The 14,156-nt window shown below is 68.8% G+C and carries 13 protein-coding genes; 3 read left to right on the top strand and 10 right to left on the bottom strand.

Annotated elements, in window-relative coordinates; genetic code table 11:
- Positions 1 to 3: 3 nt before the first annotated feature.
- From AC1ROD_RS01230 to AC1ROD_RS01200, 7 genes are all read right to left on the bottom strand, one after another.
- The gene (locus AC1ROD_RS01230) at positions 4 to 186 is read right to left on the bottom strand and encodes a hypothetical protein (protein WP_492946446.1); all 183 of its coding nucleotides are present in this window, start codon (positions 184 to 186) and stop codon (positions 4 to 6) included.
- Complete coding sequence (locus AC1ROD_RS01225; protein WP_492946445.1) at positions 183 to 1,367, bottom strand: PepSY-associated TM helix domain-containing protein; 1,185 nt, start codon at positions 1,365 to 1,367, stop codon at positions 183 to 185. The genes AC1ROD_RS01230 and AC1ROD_RS01225 overlap by 4 nt, the downstream gene beginning before the upstream one ends.
- Complete coding sequence (locus AC1ROD_RS01220) at positions 1,277 to 3,433, bottom strand: TonB-dependent receptor (RefSeq protein WP_492946444.1); 2,157 nt, start codon at positions 3,431 to 3,433, stop codon at positions 1,277 to 1,279. The genes AC1ROD_RS01225 and AC1ROD_RS01220 overlap by 91 nt, the downstream gene beginning before the upstream one ends.
- A 148-nt stretch (positions 3,434 to 3,581) precedes the next feature.
- On the bottom strand, positions 3,582 to 3,989 hold the full coding sequence (locus AC1ROD_RS01215; protein ID WP_492946443.1) for a GFA family protein: 408 nt from the start codon (positions 3,987 to 3,989) through the stop codon (positions 3,582 to 3,584).
- Between the two features lie 49 nt (positions 3,990 to 4,038).
- Positions 4,039 to 5,025 (bottom strand): aldo/keto reductase, encoded by a 987-nt coding sequence (locus AC1ROD_RS01210; protein ID WP_492947715.1) that lies wholly within the window; start codon positions 5,023 to 5,025, stop codon positions 4,039 to 4,041.
- A gap of 21 nt (positions 5,026 to 5,046) precedes the next feature.
- The gene (locus tag AC1ROD_RS01205) at positions 5,047 to 6,045 is read right to left on the bottom strand and encodes an aldo/keto reductase (protein ID WP_492946442.1); all 999 of its coding nucleotides are present in this window, start codon (positions 6,043 to 6,045) and stop codon (positions 5,047 to 5,049) included.
- Positions 6,046 to 6,181: 136 nt separating this feature from the next.
- Positions 6,182 to 7,246 (bottom strand): NAD(P)-dependent alcohol dehydrogenase, encoded by a 1,065-nt coding sequence (locus AC1ROD_RS01200; RefSeq protein ID WP_492946441.1) that lies wholly within the window; start codon positions 7,244 to 7,246, stop codon positions 6,182 to 6,184.
- Between the two features lie 134 nt (positions 7,247 to 7,380).
- Here AC1ROD_RS01200 and AC1ROD_RS01195 point away from each other — a divergent pair, with 134 nt between their 5' ends.
- Entirely contained in the window at positions 7,381 to 8,277 is an 897-nt protein-coding gene (locus AC1ROD_RS01195; protein ID WP_492946440.1) for a LysR family transcriptional regulator, read from the top strand.
- A 76-nt stretch (positions 8,278 to 8,353) separates the two neighbouring features.
- On the opposite strand, the gene exaC is transcribed toward AC1ROD_RS01195, so the two are convergent.
- Positions 8,354 to 9,871: an acetaldehyde dehydrogenase ExaC gene (gene exaC / locus AC1ROD_RS01190; protein ID WP_492946439.1), complete on the bottom strand. Its 1,518-nt coding sequence runs from the start codon at positions 9,869 to 9,871 to the stop codon at positions 8,354 to 8,356.
- A gap of 136 nt (positions 9,872 to 10,007) precedes the next feature.
- The gene (locus AC1ROD_RS01185) at positions 10,008 to 10,988 is read right to left on the bottom strand and encodes a GAF domain-containing protein (protein WP_492946438.1); all 981 of its coding nucleotides are present in this window, start codon (positions 10,986 to 10,988) and stop codon (positions 10,008 to 10,010) included.
- Positions 10,989 to 11,152: 164 nt separating this feature from the next.
- Between AC1ROD_RS01185 and AC1ROD_RS01180 the strand changes: the two genes are divergently transcribed.
- Both AC1ROD_RS01180 and AC1ROD_RS01175 read left to right on the top strand, forming a co-directional pair.
- Positions 11,153 to 12,811, top strand: a complete 1,659-nt coding sequence (locus AC1ROD_RS01180; protein ID WP_492946437.1) for a DUF1800 domain-containing protein — start codon at positions 11,153 to 11,155, stop codon at positions 12,809 to 12,811.
- Positions 12,808 to 13,980, top strand: coding sequence for a DUF1501 domain-containing protein (locus AC1ROD_RS01175; RefSeq protein WP_492946436.1), 1,173 nt, complete (start codon positions 12,808 to 12,810; stop codon positions 13,978 to 13,980). The genes AC1ROD_RS01180 and AC1ROD_RS01175 overlap by 4 nt, the downstream gene beginning before the upstream one ends.
- On the opposite strand, the gene AC1ROD_RS01170 is transcribed toward AC1ROD_RS01175, so the two are convergent.
- Positions 13,977 to 14,129 (bottom strand): hypothetical protein, encoded by a 153-nt coding sequence (locus AC1ROD_RS01170; RefSeq protein WP_492946435.1) that lies wholly within the window; start codon positions 14,127 to 14,129, stop codon positions 13,977 to 13,979. The genes AC1ROD_RS01175 and AC1ROD_RS01170 overlap by 4 nt on opposite strands.
- Positions 14,130 to 14,156 lie beyond the last annotated feature (27 nt).

Below are 14,156 nucleotides of genomic sequence, written 5' to 3'. Positions count from 1 at the left end.
GGTCTATCGGCGACGGAACCGGGCCCAGACGACGGCGACCGCCGAGGTCGCCAGCAGGGCCGCGCCCAGCCCGTCCCACAGGCCGTTCTCCAGCAGCGCTCCCACCAGCCCGATCAGGGCCAGGACGCCGAGGATCAGCGGAACGCCGAACACGGCCCACGCCGTAAGATCCTTCCCGCGCTTCATGCCCGCTTCCTCTTCTTCGCGAGCCAGAGGTAGAGGCCCGAGCCGAGGATAATGATCGTCGCGAGGTCCAGCAGGCCCCAGACGATCTTCAGCCCCAGTCCGCCGTAGTCGCCGAAATGCAGGGGCTGCGACAGGCTCAGCGCCTTCACATACCAGGGCGTCGGGGCCACGGCCGCCAGCTCGCCGGTCCGCACATCGATCAGGGCGGGCGTGGTCAGATGGGCAGTCAGCGGCGTGTCGCCGTGGAAGAAGACGGCATAGTGGTGATCGGTCGAATAGTCGGTGCCGGGGAAGGCCACGAACTGCAGGGTCTTGCCTGGCAGGGCCTGTTTCGCCCGCGCCACCGCCTGATCCAGCGAGGCCCGCTCGCCGGTCGCGACCGGGGCAGCGTACTCCGCCGTCAGTTCCTTCAGCGCCGTATTCTTCCAGACGGCCAGGATCGGCGTGGCGAGCGTGTTGATCACCCCCGTCAGCCCGACCACCGTCACCCAGGCCACCGTCACGATGCCCAGCAGATTGTGCCAGTCCAGCCAGCGGGTCCGCGCCGCCTTCTCCAGCCTCAGGGTCCCGAACGGCAGTCGGCGCATGAAGGGGGCATAAAGGACCACCCCCGACACCACCGCCGCGATCAGCAACAGGCCCATGGCCCCCAGAAACAGCATCCCGGGCAGACCCAGGAACATGTCCGTATGCAGCTGCAGCAGGAACTCCAGCAGCGGGTGGCCCGCGACCGGCGGGGCGGGATCGCCCGTCGTCTGGTCGATCGGCTGGAAGTGGAAGGCGGTCGCGGGACCGGCGGCGGGGCGGCTGGTGACGTTCACCACTGGCCGGTCCTCGTCGAAGCTCATGAAGGCGGGCACGTCGCCCGGCTCCCGCGCCAGCGCCGTGGCCAGAACCTCGTCGAGGCTCTTCTTCGGCGCATTGGGCTCAGCCGCCTGCCAGCTCTGGTCGAGCAGCAGATGGTTCAGCTCATGGGTGAAGACCAGCGGCAGGCCGGTCAGGCACAGCATCAGCAGAAAGACGGTCGAGACGAGGCTCGACCATTTGTGAACCCAGGACCAGGCGCGGATCGTGCCGGGCGTCATCCGCCTCAGAAGTCCGTCGAGATCGAGACCCGCAGGGTGCGCGGCGCGCCCAGCGTCAGATAGTTGGCGCCCGGATAGCCGCCGACGGCGACCCACTGATCCTTGTCGGCCAGATTCTCGACCCGGGCCCGGAAGGTCACCGGCTGGTCGGCGACGCGCGTCTCATAGCGGACGCCCGCATCGAACCGGGTCCAGCTATCCAGCTGGACGGTGTTGGCCGCATTGACCTCCTGCTCGCCGGTGTAGACCGCGCGGCCTTCCAGCGTCAGGCCGGCCAGCTGCGGCACGTCCCACTCGACATTGACGTTGCCCTGGAAGTCCGGGACCCCGATCGGACGGGCGCCGCCCTCGACCTCGGCGTCCAGCCAGGTCAGGCCGCCCAGCAGGCGCAGGCCCGCGACCGGCTCGCCGAAGACGCTCAGCTCGACGCCCTGGTTCTCCTGCTCGCCGCCGGAGGAATAGACCCCCGTCGTCGCGCTGGTCAGGGTGAAGAGTTCGGTCTGAAGCGTGGTGCGGAACAGGCTGATCGAACCGCCGAAGGTCCCGGCGTCATATTTGGCGCCGACCTCGAACTGCTCGCCGACGAACGGGTCCAGCACCTCGCCCGCGTTGGAGACGGTCACGCCGTTGACCACGGCCGGGGCGGTCTTCCCGGGGATCAGCGCCTCGGCATAGTTGGCGTAGAGCGAGACCCGATCGATCGGCTTCCAGACCACGGCGAAGGCCGGGGTGGTCGCGTCGCCGTCATAGGACGAGAGGCCTGCGCCGGTATTGTAGTCGTAGGTCTTGGTCTCGATCTTCTGGTAGCGGACGCCCGCCGTGACCAGCAGCTTGCCGTCCAGCAAGGACAGCATGTCGGCGATGGCCAGGCTGGAGTTGTCGACCCGCTCGGTCACATTGGGGTTCGACAGGTCGCCGCCGATGAAGAAGTTGGCCGCCGGCTGGGCGACGGCGACCGGGTTCGACAGGGTCCCGGCCGAGAAGCCCGCGAAGCTGGAGAAGGCATAGGCGTTCCTCGACTTGGACTGCACCTGCGAGGCCGAGGCCACGATCCGGTGCCCCACCGAACCCGTGGTCAGATCGGCGCGGATGCCGACGTCGCCCGACCAGACGGTGTCCTCACGCGTATTGTCGAAGCGGTAGGCGGTCAGATTGCCGGCCGCGTCGACGTTCGGATTGGCCAGGACATTGGCCTCCTTGCCCTGACGGCCGCCGAAGGCCGCCCAGGCGGTCACGCTGTCGGTCAGGTCGAACTCGCCACGCGCCACGCCGAAGACCTGCTCCTCATCCGTATAGGTCCAGGGCTGGGCGTAGTTGACGTCGGCCGAGGGCGCGGCCGGAACGGCGCCCGAGGGCGTCACGGTCGGACGCGGGGCGTCGATATGGTGGTCCTGCCAGCCGATGTCGGCCGAGAAGCGGGCACGCTCGCCGCGACGGTCCAGACCCAGGCCGATCGCCGTCAGCTGGCGGTCCTCACCGTCCACCGTGCTCTCGCCGTCGCGACGCACGAGGTTCAGGCGCGCGCCGTATTCATTGTCGGCGCCGAAGCGGCGGGCGACATCGCCGGCCAGATAGAGCTCGCCGCCGCCCTCGACCCCGGCCGTCAGCCGCGTCAGGGGATCGTTCCCGGCCCGCTTGGGCGTCAGGTTGAAGGCGCCGCCGACGCCCGAGCCGCCGGGGGCCGCGCCGTTCAGGAAGGCGGTCGCGCCGTGGAAGACCTCGACCCGCTCCAGGAACTCCGACGCCACGAACTGGCGCGGCAGGATGCCGTAGAGACCGTTATAGGTCATGTCGTCCGAATAGACCGGGAAGCCGCGAATGACGTACAGCTCCTGGAAATTGCCGAAGCCCTTGGACACCCGCACGGCCGGATCGTTCTGCAGCACGTCGCCGACGCTGCGGCTCTGCTGGTTGCGCGACAGCTCCTCGGTGTAGCTGGTCGTGGCGAAGGGGGTGTCCATCGCGCCCAGCGAACCGAACAGGCCGACCCGGCCGCCGCGCGCCACCTGACCCCCGGCATAGGGCGAGGTCAGGGTGACCTGCGAGCCGGTGACGATGACCTCTTCCAGCTCCGTCGTGTCCTGCGCCTGCGTGGTCTGGGCCATGGCCTGACCTGAAACGGCGAAGACACAGCAGGAGGCGAGGAGGACGGAACGGAACATGGGCGCGACTTTCAACGGCGTCGGGGAGGACGCAAATCTGAGAATGGGTCGCAATAGCTGAGCCGTGCCCTTGGTTCAAGGCCGCCGCAAGGTCGCAGGGCGTATTCAACCTGCGGGAGGCTCCGACAGGATTTCGTCCGGACCCGTCTCAGTCCGGATCCTTGTCCCAGACCTGCACCGTTTCCGGCAGACCCACCCACGGATGGCGACGGCTGTCGTAGACACTGTCGGACGGCGGCGGGAAGTTCGGGTCGGCGAAGGCCCCGACGGAGATGCTCACCGACCGGTCCTCGAACCCCTCCTCCGTATGGAAGACGTTGGAGCCGCAGACCGGGCAGAAGCGGAAGCGGAACTTCGCCCCCTGATCCCCGGTCCGCACATATTCGGTGGCCCGTCCGCTCATCGACCAGGCGCCGCGAAAGCCCGCCAGGGTCGCGAAGACGCTGCCCGTCCGCCGCTGGCACGACAGGCAATGGCAGACCCCCACCCCGCGAGGCTCTCCCTCGACGGTGATGCTGAGCTGTCCGCAGTCGCAGGAGGCGGTTCTTTGGGTCATCTCGCCCATATAGGACGGGTTTCCGGAACCGCCTCCCCTCAGGCTGGAATCAACGGTCGATCATCTTCTGCTGGGCCGGCGCATAGCGGTCACCGGTCACCTGCAGCGTCGCCGAGGCCGTATTCAGGGCCTCCACGTCCTCAGCCGTCAGTTCAACGGCGACGGCCCCGAGGTTTTCCTCCAGCCGATGCAGTTTGGTCGTGCCCGGAATCGGCACGATCGACGGCGACTGGGCCAGCAGCCAGGCCAGGGCGACCTGGGCCGGGGTGGCGCCCTTTTGCTTCGCGAAGGCCTCGATGATGCCGAGCAGGGCCTGGTTGGCGTCGCGGCTTTCAGCCTGGAACCGGGGCAGGCTGCTGCGGAAATCGCCCTTGTCGAAGGTCTCGTCAGCCTTGATCGCCCCCGTCAGGAAGCCCTTGCCCAGAGGACTGAACGGCACGAAGCCGATGCCCAGCTCCGCCAGCGTCGGCATGATCTCCGCCTCCGGCTCGCGCCACCACAGGGAATATTCGCTCTGCAACGCGGCGACCGGCTGGACGGCGTGGGCGCGGCGGATGGTCTGGACGCCCGCCTCGGACAGGCCCAACGCCTTGACCTTGCCCTCGGCGATCAGGTCGCGGACGGCGCCCGCCACATCCTCGATCGGAACCTCCGGATCGACGCGGTGCTGATAAAGCAGGTCGATGGTCTCGATCCCCAGCCGCGACAGCGAACCCTCGACGGCCTTTCGGATATGGTCCGGACGGCTGTTGAGCCCGCCCAACGGCCCCCTCTCGGAGTCGAGGGCGAAGCCGAATTTGGTCGCGATGACGACCTGATCGCGGAACGGCTTGAGGGCCTCGCCGACCACGGTCTCATTGACGAACGGCCCATAGACCTCGGCCGTGTCGAAGAAGGTCACCCCCTTCTCCACCGCGGCCCGGATCAGGGCGACGGCCTCCTTGGTCTCCGTCGCGGCCCCATAGCCGAAGCTCAGCCCCATACAGCCGAGACCGAGGGCGGAGACCTCCAGGTTTCCGAGTTTGCGTTTTGCGATGTCAGTCATGTCGATCTCCGATCAACGGTTGGTCATTGCCAGCACGGCCTCGGGCAGGCGCGCGCCCTGGATGTCGATTTGCGCGGCGGCGGCGCCGATGGCGGTCAGGTCCTCGGCGGTCAGTTCGACCTCCGCCGCGCCGAGGTTTTCCTTCAGCCTGTGCAGTTTGGTGGTCCCCGGAATCGGCACGATCCACGGCTTCCTCGCCAGCAGCCAGGCCAGGGCGATCTGCGCCGGGGTCACGCCGTGGCTTTCCGCCGTCGCCTTCAGCAGATCGACCAGGGCCGTATTGGCCGCCCGGGCCTCGGCGGTGAAGCGCGGCGAGATGGAGCGGAAATCGCCGGGCGCGAAGGCCGTCTCGGCGTCAATCTTCCCGGTCAGGAAGCCGGCGCCCAGGGGGCTGAAGGGCACGAAGCCGATGCCGAGCTGTTCGCACAGATCGAGCACCCCGTTGCTCTCCACATCCCGCGTCCACAGCGAATATTCGTTCTGCAGCGCCGTCACCGGCTGCACCGCATGGGCGCGGCGGATGGACTCCAGGCTGGCCTCCGACAGGCCGAAATGCAGCACCTTGCCGGCCTCGATCAGCCCCTTCACGGCGCCCGCGACGTCTTCCATCGGCACGGCCGGATCGACCCGGTGCTGATACAGAAGATCGATCCGGTCGGTCCTCAGCCGCTTCAGCATGGCCTCGACCACCGCCACGATATGCTCGGGCCGGCTGTTCGTCCCACCGCGGCGGGCGCCGGTCGTCTGATCGATGTCGAAGCCGAACTTGGTCGCGATCACGACCTTGTCGCGGATCGGCTCCAGCGCCTCGCCCACCACCGTCTCATTGACGAACGGCCCATAGGCCTCGGCCGTATCGAAGAAGGTCACGCCTAGATCGAAGGCGTCGCGGATCAGCGACACAGCCTCCGTCGTCTCCGTCGCCGGCCCATAGGCGGCGCTCAGGCCCATACAGCCCAGACCGAGGGCGGAGACCTCGAGGTCCGCATTTCCAAGGGTACGCATCTTCATCGGAAGCTCCTGTCTTGATGTCAGTCCGCCGGGCCGAAGGCAGCCGGGATCGCTCTGTCGCGCTGGACGGTCAGACGGGCTCGTGGGGGAAGACGAGACGGGCGGCGAGCATCGCCGCCCCACTACGCTGTCTTGATCAGGCCGCCTCGGCGGCCGGGGCTTCCAGCGACGCCATGTCGATGACGAAGCGGTAGCGGACGTCGGACTTCTCCATCCGCTCGAAGGCGTGGTTGATCTCGTCCATGCGGATCATCTCGACGTCGGGCAGGATTCCCTTCTCGCCGCAGAAGTCGAGCATCTCCTGGGTCTCGCGGATGCCGCCGATGGGCGAGCCCGAGATGCGGCGGCGGCCCAGCAGCAGGGGCAGGCTAGACATGTTCGGGATCGGGCCCAGCTGGCCGACCAGGACGATGGTGCCGTCGACATCCAGCAGCGGCAGATAAGGGTTCAGCTCATGCTCGACCGGCACGGTGTCAATGATCAGGTCGAGGCTGTTGGCCGCGGCCTTCATCGCCGCCTTGTCCGAGGACACCAGCAGCTCATGGGCGCCCAGCTCCTTCGCATCGGCCTCCTTGTCGGCGCTGCGGCTCAGGACCACGACATGGGCGCCCAGACCGGCGGCCAGCTTGACCGCCATGTGGCCCAGACCGCCCAGACCGATGACCCCGACGCGGGTGCCTTCCTTGACGCCCCAGGTCTTGAGCGGCGACCAGGTGGTGATGCCGGCGCAGAGCAGGGGCGCGGCCTTGGCGATGTCGAGGCTGTCCGGCACCGACAGCACGAACTCCTCGCGCACCACCAGATGCTTGGAATAGCCGCCGTAGGTCGGGTCGCCGGTCACCCGGTCACGGCCGTTATAGGTCTGGGTGTTGCCGTGGCGGCAGAGCTGCTCCTCGCCCTTGTCGCACTGGTCGCAGTGCTGGCAGCTGTCCACCATACAGCCGACGGCGACGCGGTCGCCTTCCTTGTACTTCTTCACCTCGGCGCCGACGGCGGTGACCACGCCGACGATCTCGTGACCCGGCACCACCGGATAGGACGACCAGCCCCAGTCATTGCGCGACTGGTGCAGGTCCGAGTGGCAGACGCCGCAGTAGAGGATTTCCATCTGCACGTCGTTGGCGCGCAGGTCGCGGCGGTCGAAGGTCCAGGGCTCCAGGGCCGCGGTGGTCGAATGGGCGGCGTAACCGATGGTCTTCATGGGGGGCGCTCCAGCAGGCGAAGAGGGCGCCGTCCGGACGGTCCCTCTCTGATTTCGGTGAAGGCAATCTAGGACTGGTTCGCCCAAACGATTAGGCGCAGATATCGGCATGCACTCATGTCGAGGATTCATGAATGAAGCGCGATGAGCTGGGCGACCTCTCCACCTTCATGGTCGTGGCGGAGGAACGCAGCTTCACCCGGGCGGCGGCGAAACTGGGCACCTCCCAGTCGGCGGTCAGCCATACGGTGCGGCGCCTCGAGACGCGTCTGGGCCTGCGCCTGCTGGTCCGCACCACCCGCAACGTCGCTCCGACCGAGGCGGGCGAACGGCTGCTGGAGACCCTCAAGCCCGCCTTCGACGATATCGAACAGCGGGTCGCGGCGCTCGGCGATCTGCGCGATCGTCCGGCCGGGACCATCCGCATCACCGCCGGCGAACATGCGGCGCGCAAGGTGCTCTGGCCCGTGCTCGAACGCCTCCTGCCCGCCTATCCGGACATCAAGGTCGAGATCTCGGTCGATGACAGCCTCGCCGATCTGGTCGAGGGCCGTTTCGACGCCGGCATCCGTCTGGGCGAACGGCTGGGCAAGGACATGATCGCCGTCCCCATCGGTCCCGACCTGCGCATGGTCGTCATCGCCTCCCCCGACTATGTCGCCCGCCGCGGCGCGCCGAAAACCCCGCACGACCTCGCCGACCATATCTGCGTCAACTACCGCCTGCCGACCCTCGGCGGCCTCTATGCCTGGGAGTTCGAGAAGGACGGTCAGACGACCAATGTCCGCGTCTCTGGCCAGCTGATCTTCAACAGCATGGCCCTGGTCCAGCGCGCGGCTCTCGCCGGCATGGGGCTGGCGGTCATGATGCACGACGAGGTCGCGCCCCTGATCGCCGAGGGCCGCCTGACCACCGTGCTGGACGACTGGACCCCGCCCTTTTCGGGGTACCACCTCTACTACCCCAGCCGCCGCCAGCCGACCCCCGCCTTCGCCCTCCTCGTCGACGCCCTGCGCTACCGCAGCCGGTAAAAAACACGGCGGCCTCTCTCGCGAAGGACCGCCGCAGTCGCGTCCGGGTCAGGACGTCTCCGGGGGGAGTTGGGGATCAGAAGAAGCCGAGCTTGTCGGGGCTGTAGCTGACCAGCAGGTTCTTGGTCTGCTGATAGTGGTCCAGCATCATCCGGTGGTTCTCACGCCCGATGCCGGACTTCTTGTAACCGCCGAAGGCCGCATGGGCGGGGTACTGGTGGTAGCAGTTGGTCCAGACCCGGCCGGCCTCGATGGCCCGGCCGGCGCGGTAGGCGGTGTTCATGTCGCGCGACCAGACCCCGGCGCCGAGGCCGTAGACGGTGTCGTTGGCGATCGCGATGGCCTCGTCCAGCGTCCTGAATGTCGTCACCGACAGGACCGGGCCGAAGATCTCCTCCTGGAACACCCGCATGTCGTTGGTGCCCTTGAAGATGGTCGGCTCGACGTAATAGCCGCCGTTCAGATCACCCTTCAGCTCGGCCTGATCCCCGCCGGTCAGGACCTCGGCGCCCTCCGCCTTGCCGATGGCGAGGTACGACAGGATCTTGTCGAGCTGGGCCTGCGAAGCCTGCGCCCCGACCATGGTGTTCGGGTCCAGCGGGTCGCCGCGCACGATGGATTCCACCCGTTTGATCGCCTTCTCCATGAAGGCGTCGAAGATGTCCTCGTGGATCAGGGCGCGGCTGGGGCAGGTGCAGACCTCGCCCTGATTGAGGGCGAACATGGCGAAGCCTTCCAGCGCCTTGTCGAGGAAGGCGTCGTCGTGATCCATCACGTCCTTGAAGAAGATGTTCGGCGACTTGCCGCCCAGCTCCAGCGTCACCGGGATCAGGTTCTCGGTCGCGTACTGCATGATCTGCTGGCCGACGGCGGTCGAACCGGTGAAGGCGATCTTGGCGATGCGCGGATTGGTGGCCAGCGGCTTGCCGACCTCAACGCCCGTACCCGAGACGATGTTGAGCACCCCCGCCGGGATCAGGTCCTGGATCAGTTCGGTCAGCAGCAGGATCGAGGCCGGGGTCTGTTCGGCGGGCTTGAGCACGATGCAGTTGCCGGCCGCCAAAGCCGGGGCCAGCTTCCACGCCGCCATCAGGATGGGGAAATTCCACGGAATGATCTGGCCGACCACGCCCAGCGGCTCATGGAAATGATAGGCGACCGTGTCGTGGTCGATCTCGGAGATGCCGCCTTCCTGGGCCCGGATGCAGCCAGCGAAATAGCGGAAATGGTCGATGGCCAGCGGGATGTCGGCGGCCATGGTCTCGCGCACCGGCTTGCCGTTGTCCCAGGTCTCGGCCTCGGCGATGGCCTGCAGATTCTCCTCGATCCGGTCGGCGATCCTGTTGAGCATCACGGCGCGCTCGGTCACCGAGGTCTTGCCCCAGGCCGCCTTCGCCTTGTGGGCCGCATCCAGCGCCAGCTCGACGTCGGCGGCGTCGGACCGCGCCACCTCGCACAGCACCCGGCCGTTCACCGGCGACAGGTTCTCGAAATAGCGGCCGGCGACCGGCGCGACCCATTCGCCGCCGATGAAGTTGTCGTAGCGGGGTTTGAATTTCGGCGTCGCGGCGCGAATGAATTCGGGCTTGGTCATGATCGGTCTCCGTCTGTTTCCTGTCGGCGCGCCCGTTCGGCGTCGTCGTTGGAGCCAGAGAAGCGCCCGCCTTACGTCCGGCGATAGGGCGGGTTTCCATGCTGCGCCGCACACCTGTCGCAGGCGTGCGACAGGTTCAGTGCCCCGCCAGCCCCAGCCGGTTCAGCTTCCGGTGCAGGGTCGCGCGGCTCACCCCCAGAGCCCGGGCCGCGGCCGAGACGTTTCCGTCCGCCCGCGCCAGGGCCCGGCGCACCGCGCCGCGTTCGGCCTCGACCAGCTCCTCGCCGCTTCCGCCGACCGACAGCACATCCGAGGCCGGCAACTGGCCCGCGATACGGGCGTCGGTGATGTCCAGCATCTGCCGCGCCGACCGCGTCGCCCCGACCACCAGATCGTGACGGTCCACGGCCAGAAGCGCAGCCCCATGGCGCTCACCACCGGGCGGCAGGACGATACGGGTCTGGGCGAAGGCCTCGCGGAAATGGGCGGCCTCGATGGCGCGGGCGGCATCGCCCACCGCCGCCGCGATCAGGCCGACGAACCCCTCGGTCAGGTCGGCCCGCGCGGAGGAGACGTCCAGCGCCGCCGCCAGCCGCCCCTGATGGTCGTAGATCGGCGCCGCCGTGCAGCTCAGGCCGATGTTGCGCGTATGGAAATGCTGGTCGCGGTGGATGGTCAGGGGCCGGCTCTCGGCCAGACAGGTGCCGATGCCGTTGGCGCCCTCGGTCGCCTCGGACCAGACCGCGCCCGACCACAGGCCCCAGCGGCGGAACTGGTCGTCGTCCGCGACCGCGCCGCGCCGGTCGACCGGCACCCCGTCGCGATTGGTCAGCAGCACGCAGCAGCCGGTGTCGCCCACGGCCTGGAACAGCCGGTCCAGCGTCGACTGCGCCGCCCGCATCAGGGGTTCGATCTCCTGCCGCGCCGCCGCCAGCTCCTGCGCCGTCAACACCTCGGGCGGCCGCCCGTCCTCGGGATCGAGACCATAGAGGGTGATCGACCGCCGCCAGGACGCCGCCAGCGCCGAGCGCGCCGGCCCGGCCGCATCGTCCAGCACCGACCGGACCCGGTCCGGATGGGTCGCGGCGTCGGTCAGGGTCTCGGACCTCTGGCCCATCGGTCTCACTCCCGCTGAGGTCCCCCCAATAGGTATCGGAGAGGGGCCTTCGCTGTTCGGCGGCATAGGATACCCGTCGATCCCGGCTTGCAACCTCCTCATTCGCGACGGACTTTTCAGGGCAGGACGTTTCAGGTCTGACACAAACGACGCGAGGACGGGCCATGCCTTCGGAATCCGACGTCAACGCCGCCATCGCCCTCACCCGCTTCGGTCTGGGGGCACGGCCCGGTGAGATTCAACGGTTGACCGACCCCCGTGGCTGGCTGGAAGGCCAGATCCGCCCCTCCGGCGCGGCCAATCCGACCGGCCCGTTCGACACCTCCGTCGAGCGGATGCAGGCCTTCCTCGACTATCAGCGCGACGCCCAGCAGGTGCGGCAGGCGCGTCAGGACAGGCCGCCCGCAGCCGCTGGCCAGCCCGGCGTCCAGTCCGCCCCCCAGCCGGCCATGGGGGCGCCCGGCCAGCCCCGGCGACAGCAACGTCGGGCCCAGCGTATGGCCAATCCGGCCCAATCCGCTCCGATGGCCGCGCAGGCCATGCCCGCCCCGGACGCGGCCCAAACCCAGGCCCAGGCCGCCTTCGACGCCCGCCGCGACAGCCGCCGCGATCTGGTTCAGGACACGGCGCAGGAGTTCCTCGCCCGGACCCGGCTGGGCGCCACCACCAACGCCGGTTTCGCCGAGCGCTGGGCCCTGTTCTGGGCCAACGGCTTCACGGTTTCCGCGACCAAGTTCCAGTCGGCCGTCTTCATGGGCCAGTATGAGCGCGAGGCCATCCGCCCCCATGTCTTCGGCAAGTTCGAGGATCTGGCCGTCGCCGCCGAACAGCATCCGGCCATGCTGCTCTATCTCGATCAGGCTCAGTCGATCGGCCCTGACAGCCGCGCCGGCCAGCGCCGCAACGCCGGTCTGAACGAGAACCTCGCGCGCGAGATCATGGAGCTGCACACCGTCGGCGCCGACGGCGGCTATACGCAAGGAGACGTGACCGAGTTCGCCCGCGCCCTGACCGGCTGGTCCGTCCCCGCGCCCCGGGATCAGGGCATGGATCTGGTCCGCGCCAATGTCGCGGCGGGCGCGCAAGGCTTCGGCGGCGGCGGCCGACGCGAACAGGCCCTCTATGAACGCGGCGTCCGGGCGGCCGTGCGCGGCGAGCCCGGCCTGAACGGCTTCGTCTACCGCGCCATCGTCCACGAACCCGGCGCCCGCACGGTGCTGGGCAAGACCTACGCGCCGGGCGAGAAGGATCAGGGCGAGGCCATCCTGCGCGACCTCGCCAACAGTCCCCGGACGGCCCGGCGGCTGGCCCGCAAGATCGCCGCCCACTTCGTCGCCGACGACCCACCGCCGTCTCTGGTGGCGAAGCTGGAACAGGCCTGGACCCGCTCGGGCGGGGACCTCGCCGTCGTGGCCCGGACCCTGGTGACCGCCCCCGAAAGCTGGTCGCCGCAACCGGCCAAGATCAAGACCCCCTATGAGTTCATCGTCTCGGCCCATCGGGCGCTGGGGACCAGTCCACAGAGGATTCAACCGTTGCAGCAGGCCCTCGTCGCCATGGGTCAACCGGCCTTCGCCGCCCCCTCGCCCGAGGGCTGGCCCGACACCGCCGCCGACTGGGCCGGACCCGACGCCCTGGTGAAGCGGCTCGACTGGTCCAAGGCCGTCGCCGACCTCGCCCAGGTCGCCGATCCCAATACGGTGGCGGTAAACGCCCTCGGCGCCCGTCTCAGCGAACGCACCCGCCTCGCCGTCGCCCGCGCCCAAAGCCGCCCCGAAGCCCTGACCCTCTTCCTCATGTCGCCGGAGTTCCAACGCCGATGACCTACCCCATCCTCAACCGCCGCCTGTTCCTCGCGGCTTCTGGCGTCAGCCTCGCCTTCGCCGGTCGCGCCTCGGCCCAGAGCGCCGCCGGGCCGCGCAACAAGATGGTCGTCATCATCGCGCGCGGCGCCATGGACGGCCTGTCGGTCACCGTGCCCTACGGCGATCCGAACTATGTTCCCCTGCGCGGCGGTCTCGCCATCCCGGCGCCGGGCCAGCCCAATGGCGCGCTCGCCCTCTCGGAAGGCTTCGGCCTCCACCCCTCGCTGGCGGGTCTGCACGGCCTGTATCAAGCCGGTCAGATGCGCTTCGCCCCGGCGGTCGCCATCCCGGCCCGCATCCGCTCCCATTTCGACGCCCAGGATGTCCTGGAGAACGGCGGCGAGGGCCTGCGCCAACAGACCGACGGCTGGCTGAACCGGGCGCTCGCGGCGTCCGGCGCCCGCTATCACGGCCTCTCCATCGGGGCCCAGACGCCCCTGATCCTGCGCGGTTCGGCCCCGACCTCCAGCTGGGCGCCGGGCGGCAAGATCGAGGGCGGCGACCGGATCGCCTCCCTGCTTCAGGACCTCTATGTCGACGACCCGATGCTCGGGACCAATCTGGCGCGCGGTCTGGAGACCGAACAGATGGCCATGGTCGCGGGCGACGCCACGGTGCGCCGCAACGACGTCGCCAGCCTCGGCGCCGCCGTCGCCCGTCTGATGGCGGGGGATCAGGGCGCGGACCTCGTGGCCCTGTCCATCGACGGCTGGGACACCCACGCCCGCCAGCTGGGCCAGCTCCAGACGCGTCTGACCGGTCTGGATCAGGTCATCGGCGGTCTGCATCAGGGTCTGGGGGCCGACTGGGACCGCACCGTCGTCGTCGTCGCCACCGAGTTCGGCCGAACCGCCCGCGCCAACGGCACGGGAGGCACCGACCACGGCACCGGCTCCTCCCTGCTGCTGGCGGGCGGCGCGCTCAAACAGGGTGGTCTGGTCGGCGACTGGCCGACGCTGGCCGAGGCGAAACTGTTCGAGGACCGCGACCTGACCCCGACGCTCGACGTCCGCTCGGTCTTCAAGGGGTTGCTGCGCGATCACATGGGCGTCGACCGCGCCGCGCTCGACACGCGCGTCTTCCCCGGCAGCGCCGCCGAGGCCCCGGCTTGTGAGGGTCTGGTCTAGTCCTCGTCAGTGGGCTCGGCGCCCGCGGCCTTTTCGGCCTGCTGCTGGGCGCGTTTCTCGGCCTTGGCGGCGGCCTTTTCAGCGGCCTTCTTGGCGTCGGCGCGCTCGCGTTCCTGACGCTCGAAACTGTAGTTGGGCTTACGGGCCATGGGCAGTCTTTCCTTCTTCTTCTGATC

It is taken from the genome of Brevundimonas sp. GW821-FHT12E07, from assembly GCF_058807035.1.
This window is presented reverse-complemented; position numbering and strand designations above follow the sequence as displayed.

Coding starts and splice junctions, on each gene's coding strand:
- AC1ROD_RS01170 (WP_492946435.1), bottom strand. CDS start 14,129: ATGGCCCGTAAGCCCAACTACAGTTTCGAGCGTCAGGAACGCGAGCGC.
- AC1ROD_RS01200 (WP_492946441.1), bottom strand. CDS start 7,246: ATGAAGACCATCGGTTACGCCGCCCATTCGACCACCGCGGCCCTGGAG.
- AC1ROD_RS01220 (WP_492946444.1), bottom strand. CDS start 3,433: ATGTTCCGTTCCGTCCTCCTCGCCTCCTGCTGTGTCTTCGCCGTTTCA.
- AC1ROD_RS01205 (WP_492946442.1), bottom strand. CDS start 6,045: ATGAAGATGCGTACCCTTGGAAATGCGGACCTCGAGGTCTCCGCCCTC.
- AC1ROD_RS01180 (WP_492946437.1), top strand. CDS start 11,153: ATGCCTTCGGAATCCGACGTCAACGCCGCCATCGCCCTCACCCGCTTC.
- AC1ROD_RS01185 (WP_492946438.1), bottom strand. CDS start 10,988: ATGGGCCAGAGGTCCGAGACCCTGACCGACGCCGCGACCCATCCGGAC.
- AC1ROD_RS01215 (WP_492946443.1), bottom strand. CDS start 3,989: ATGACCCAAAGAACCGCCTCCTGCGACTGCGGACAGCTCAGCATCACC.
- exaC (WP_492946439.1), bottom strand. CDS start 9,871: ATGACCAAGCCCGAATTCATTCGCGCCGCGACGCCGAAATTCAAACCC.
- AC1ROD_RS01195 (WP_492946440.1), top strand. CDS start 7,381: ATGAAGCGCGATGAGCTGGGCGACCTCTCCACCTTCATGGTCGTGGCG.
- AC1ROD_RS01175 (WP_492946436.1), top strand. CDS start 12,808: ATGACCTACCCCATCCTCAACCGCCGCCTGTTCCTCGCGGCTTCTGGC.
- AC1ROD_RS01230 (WP_492946446.1), bottom strand. CDS start 186: ATGAAGCGCGGGAAGGATCTTACGGCGTGGGCCGTGTTCGGCGTTCCG.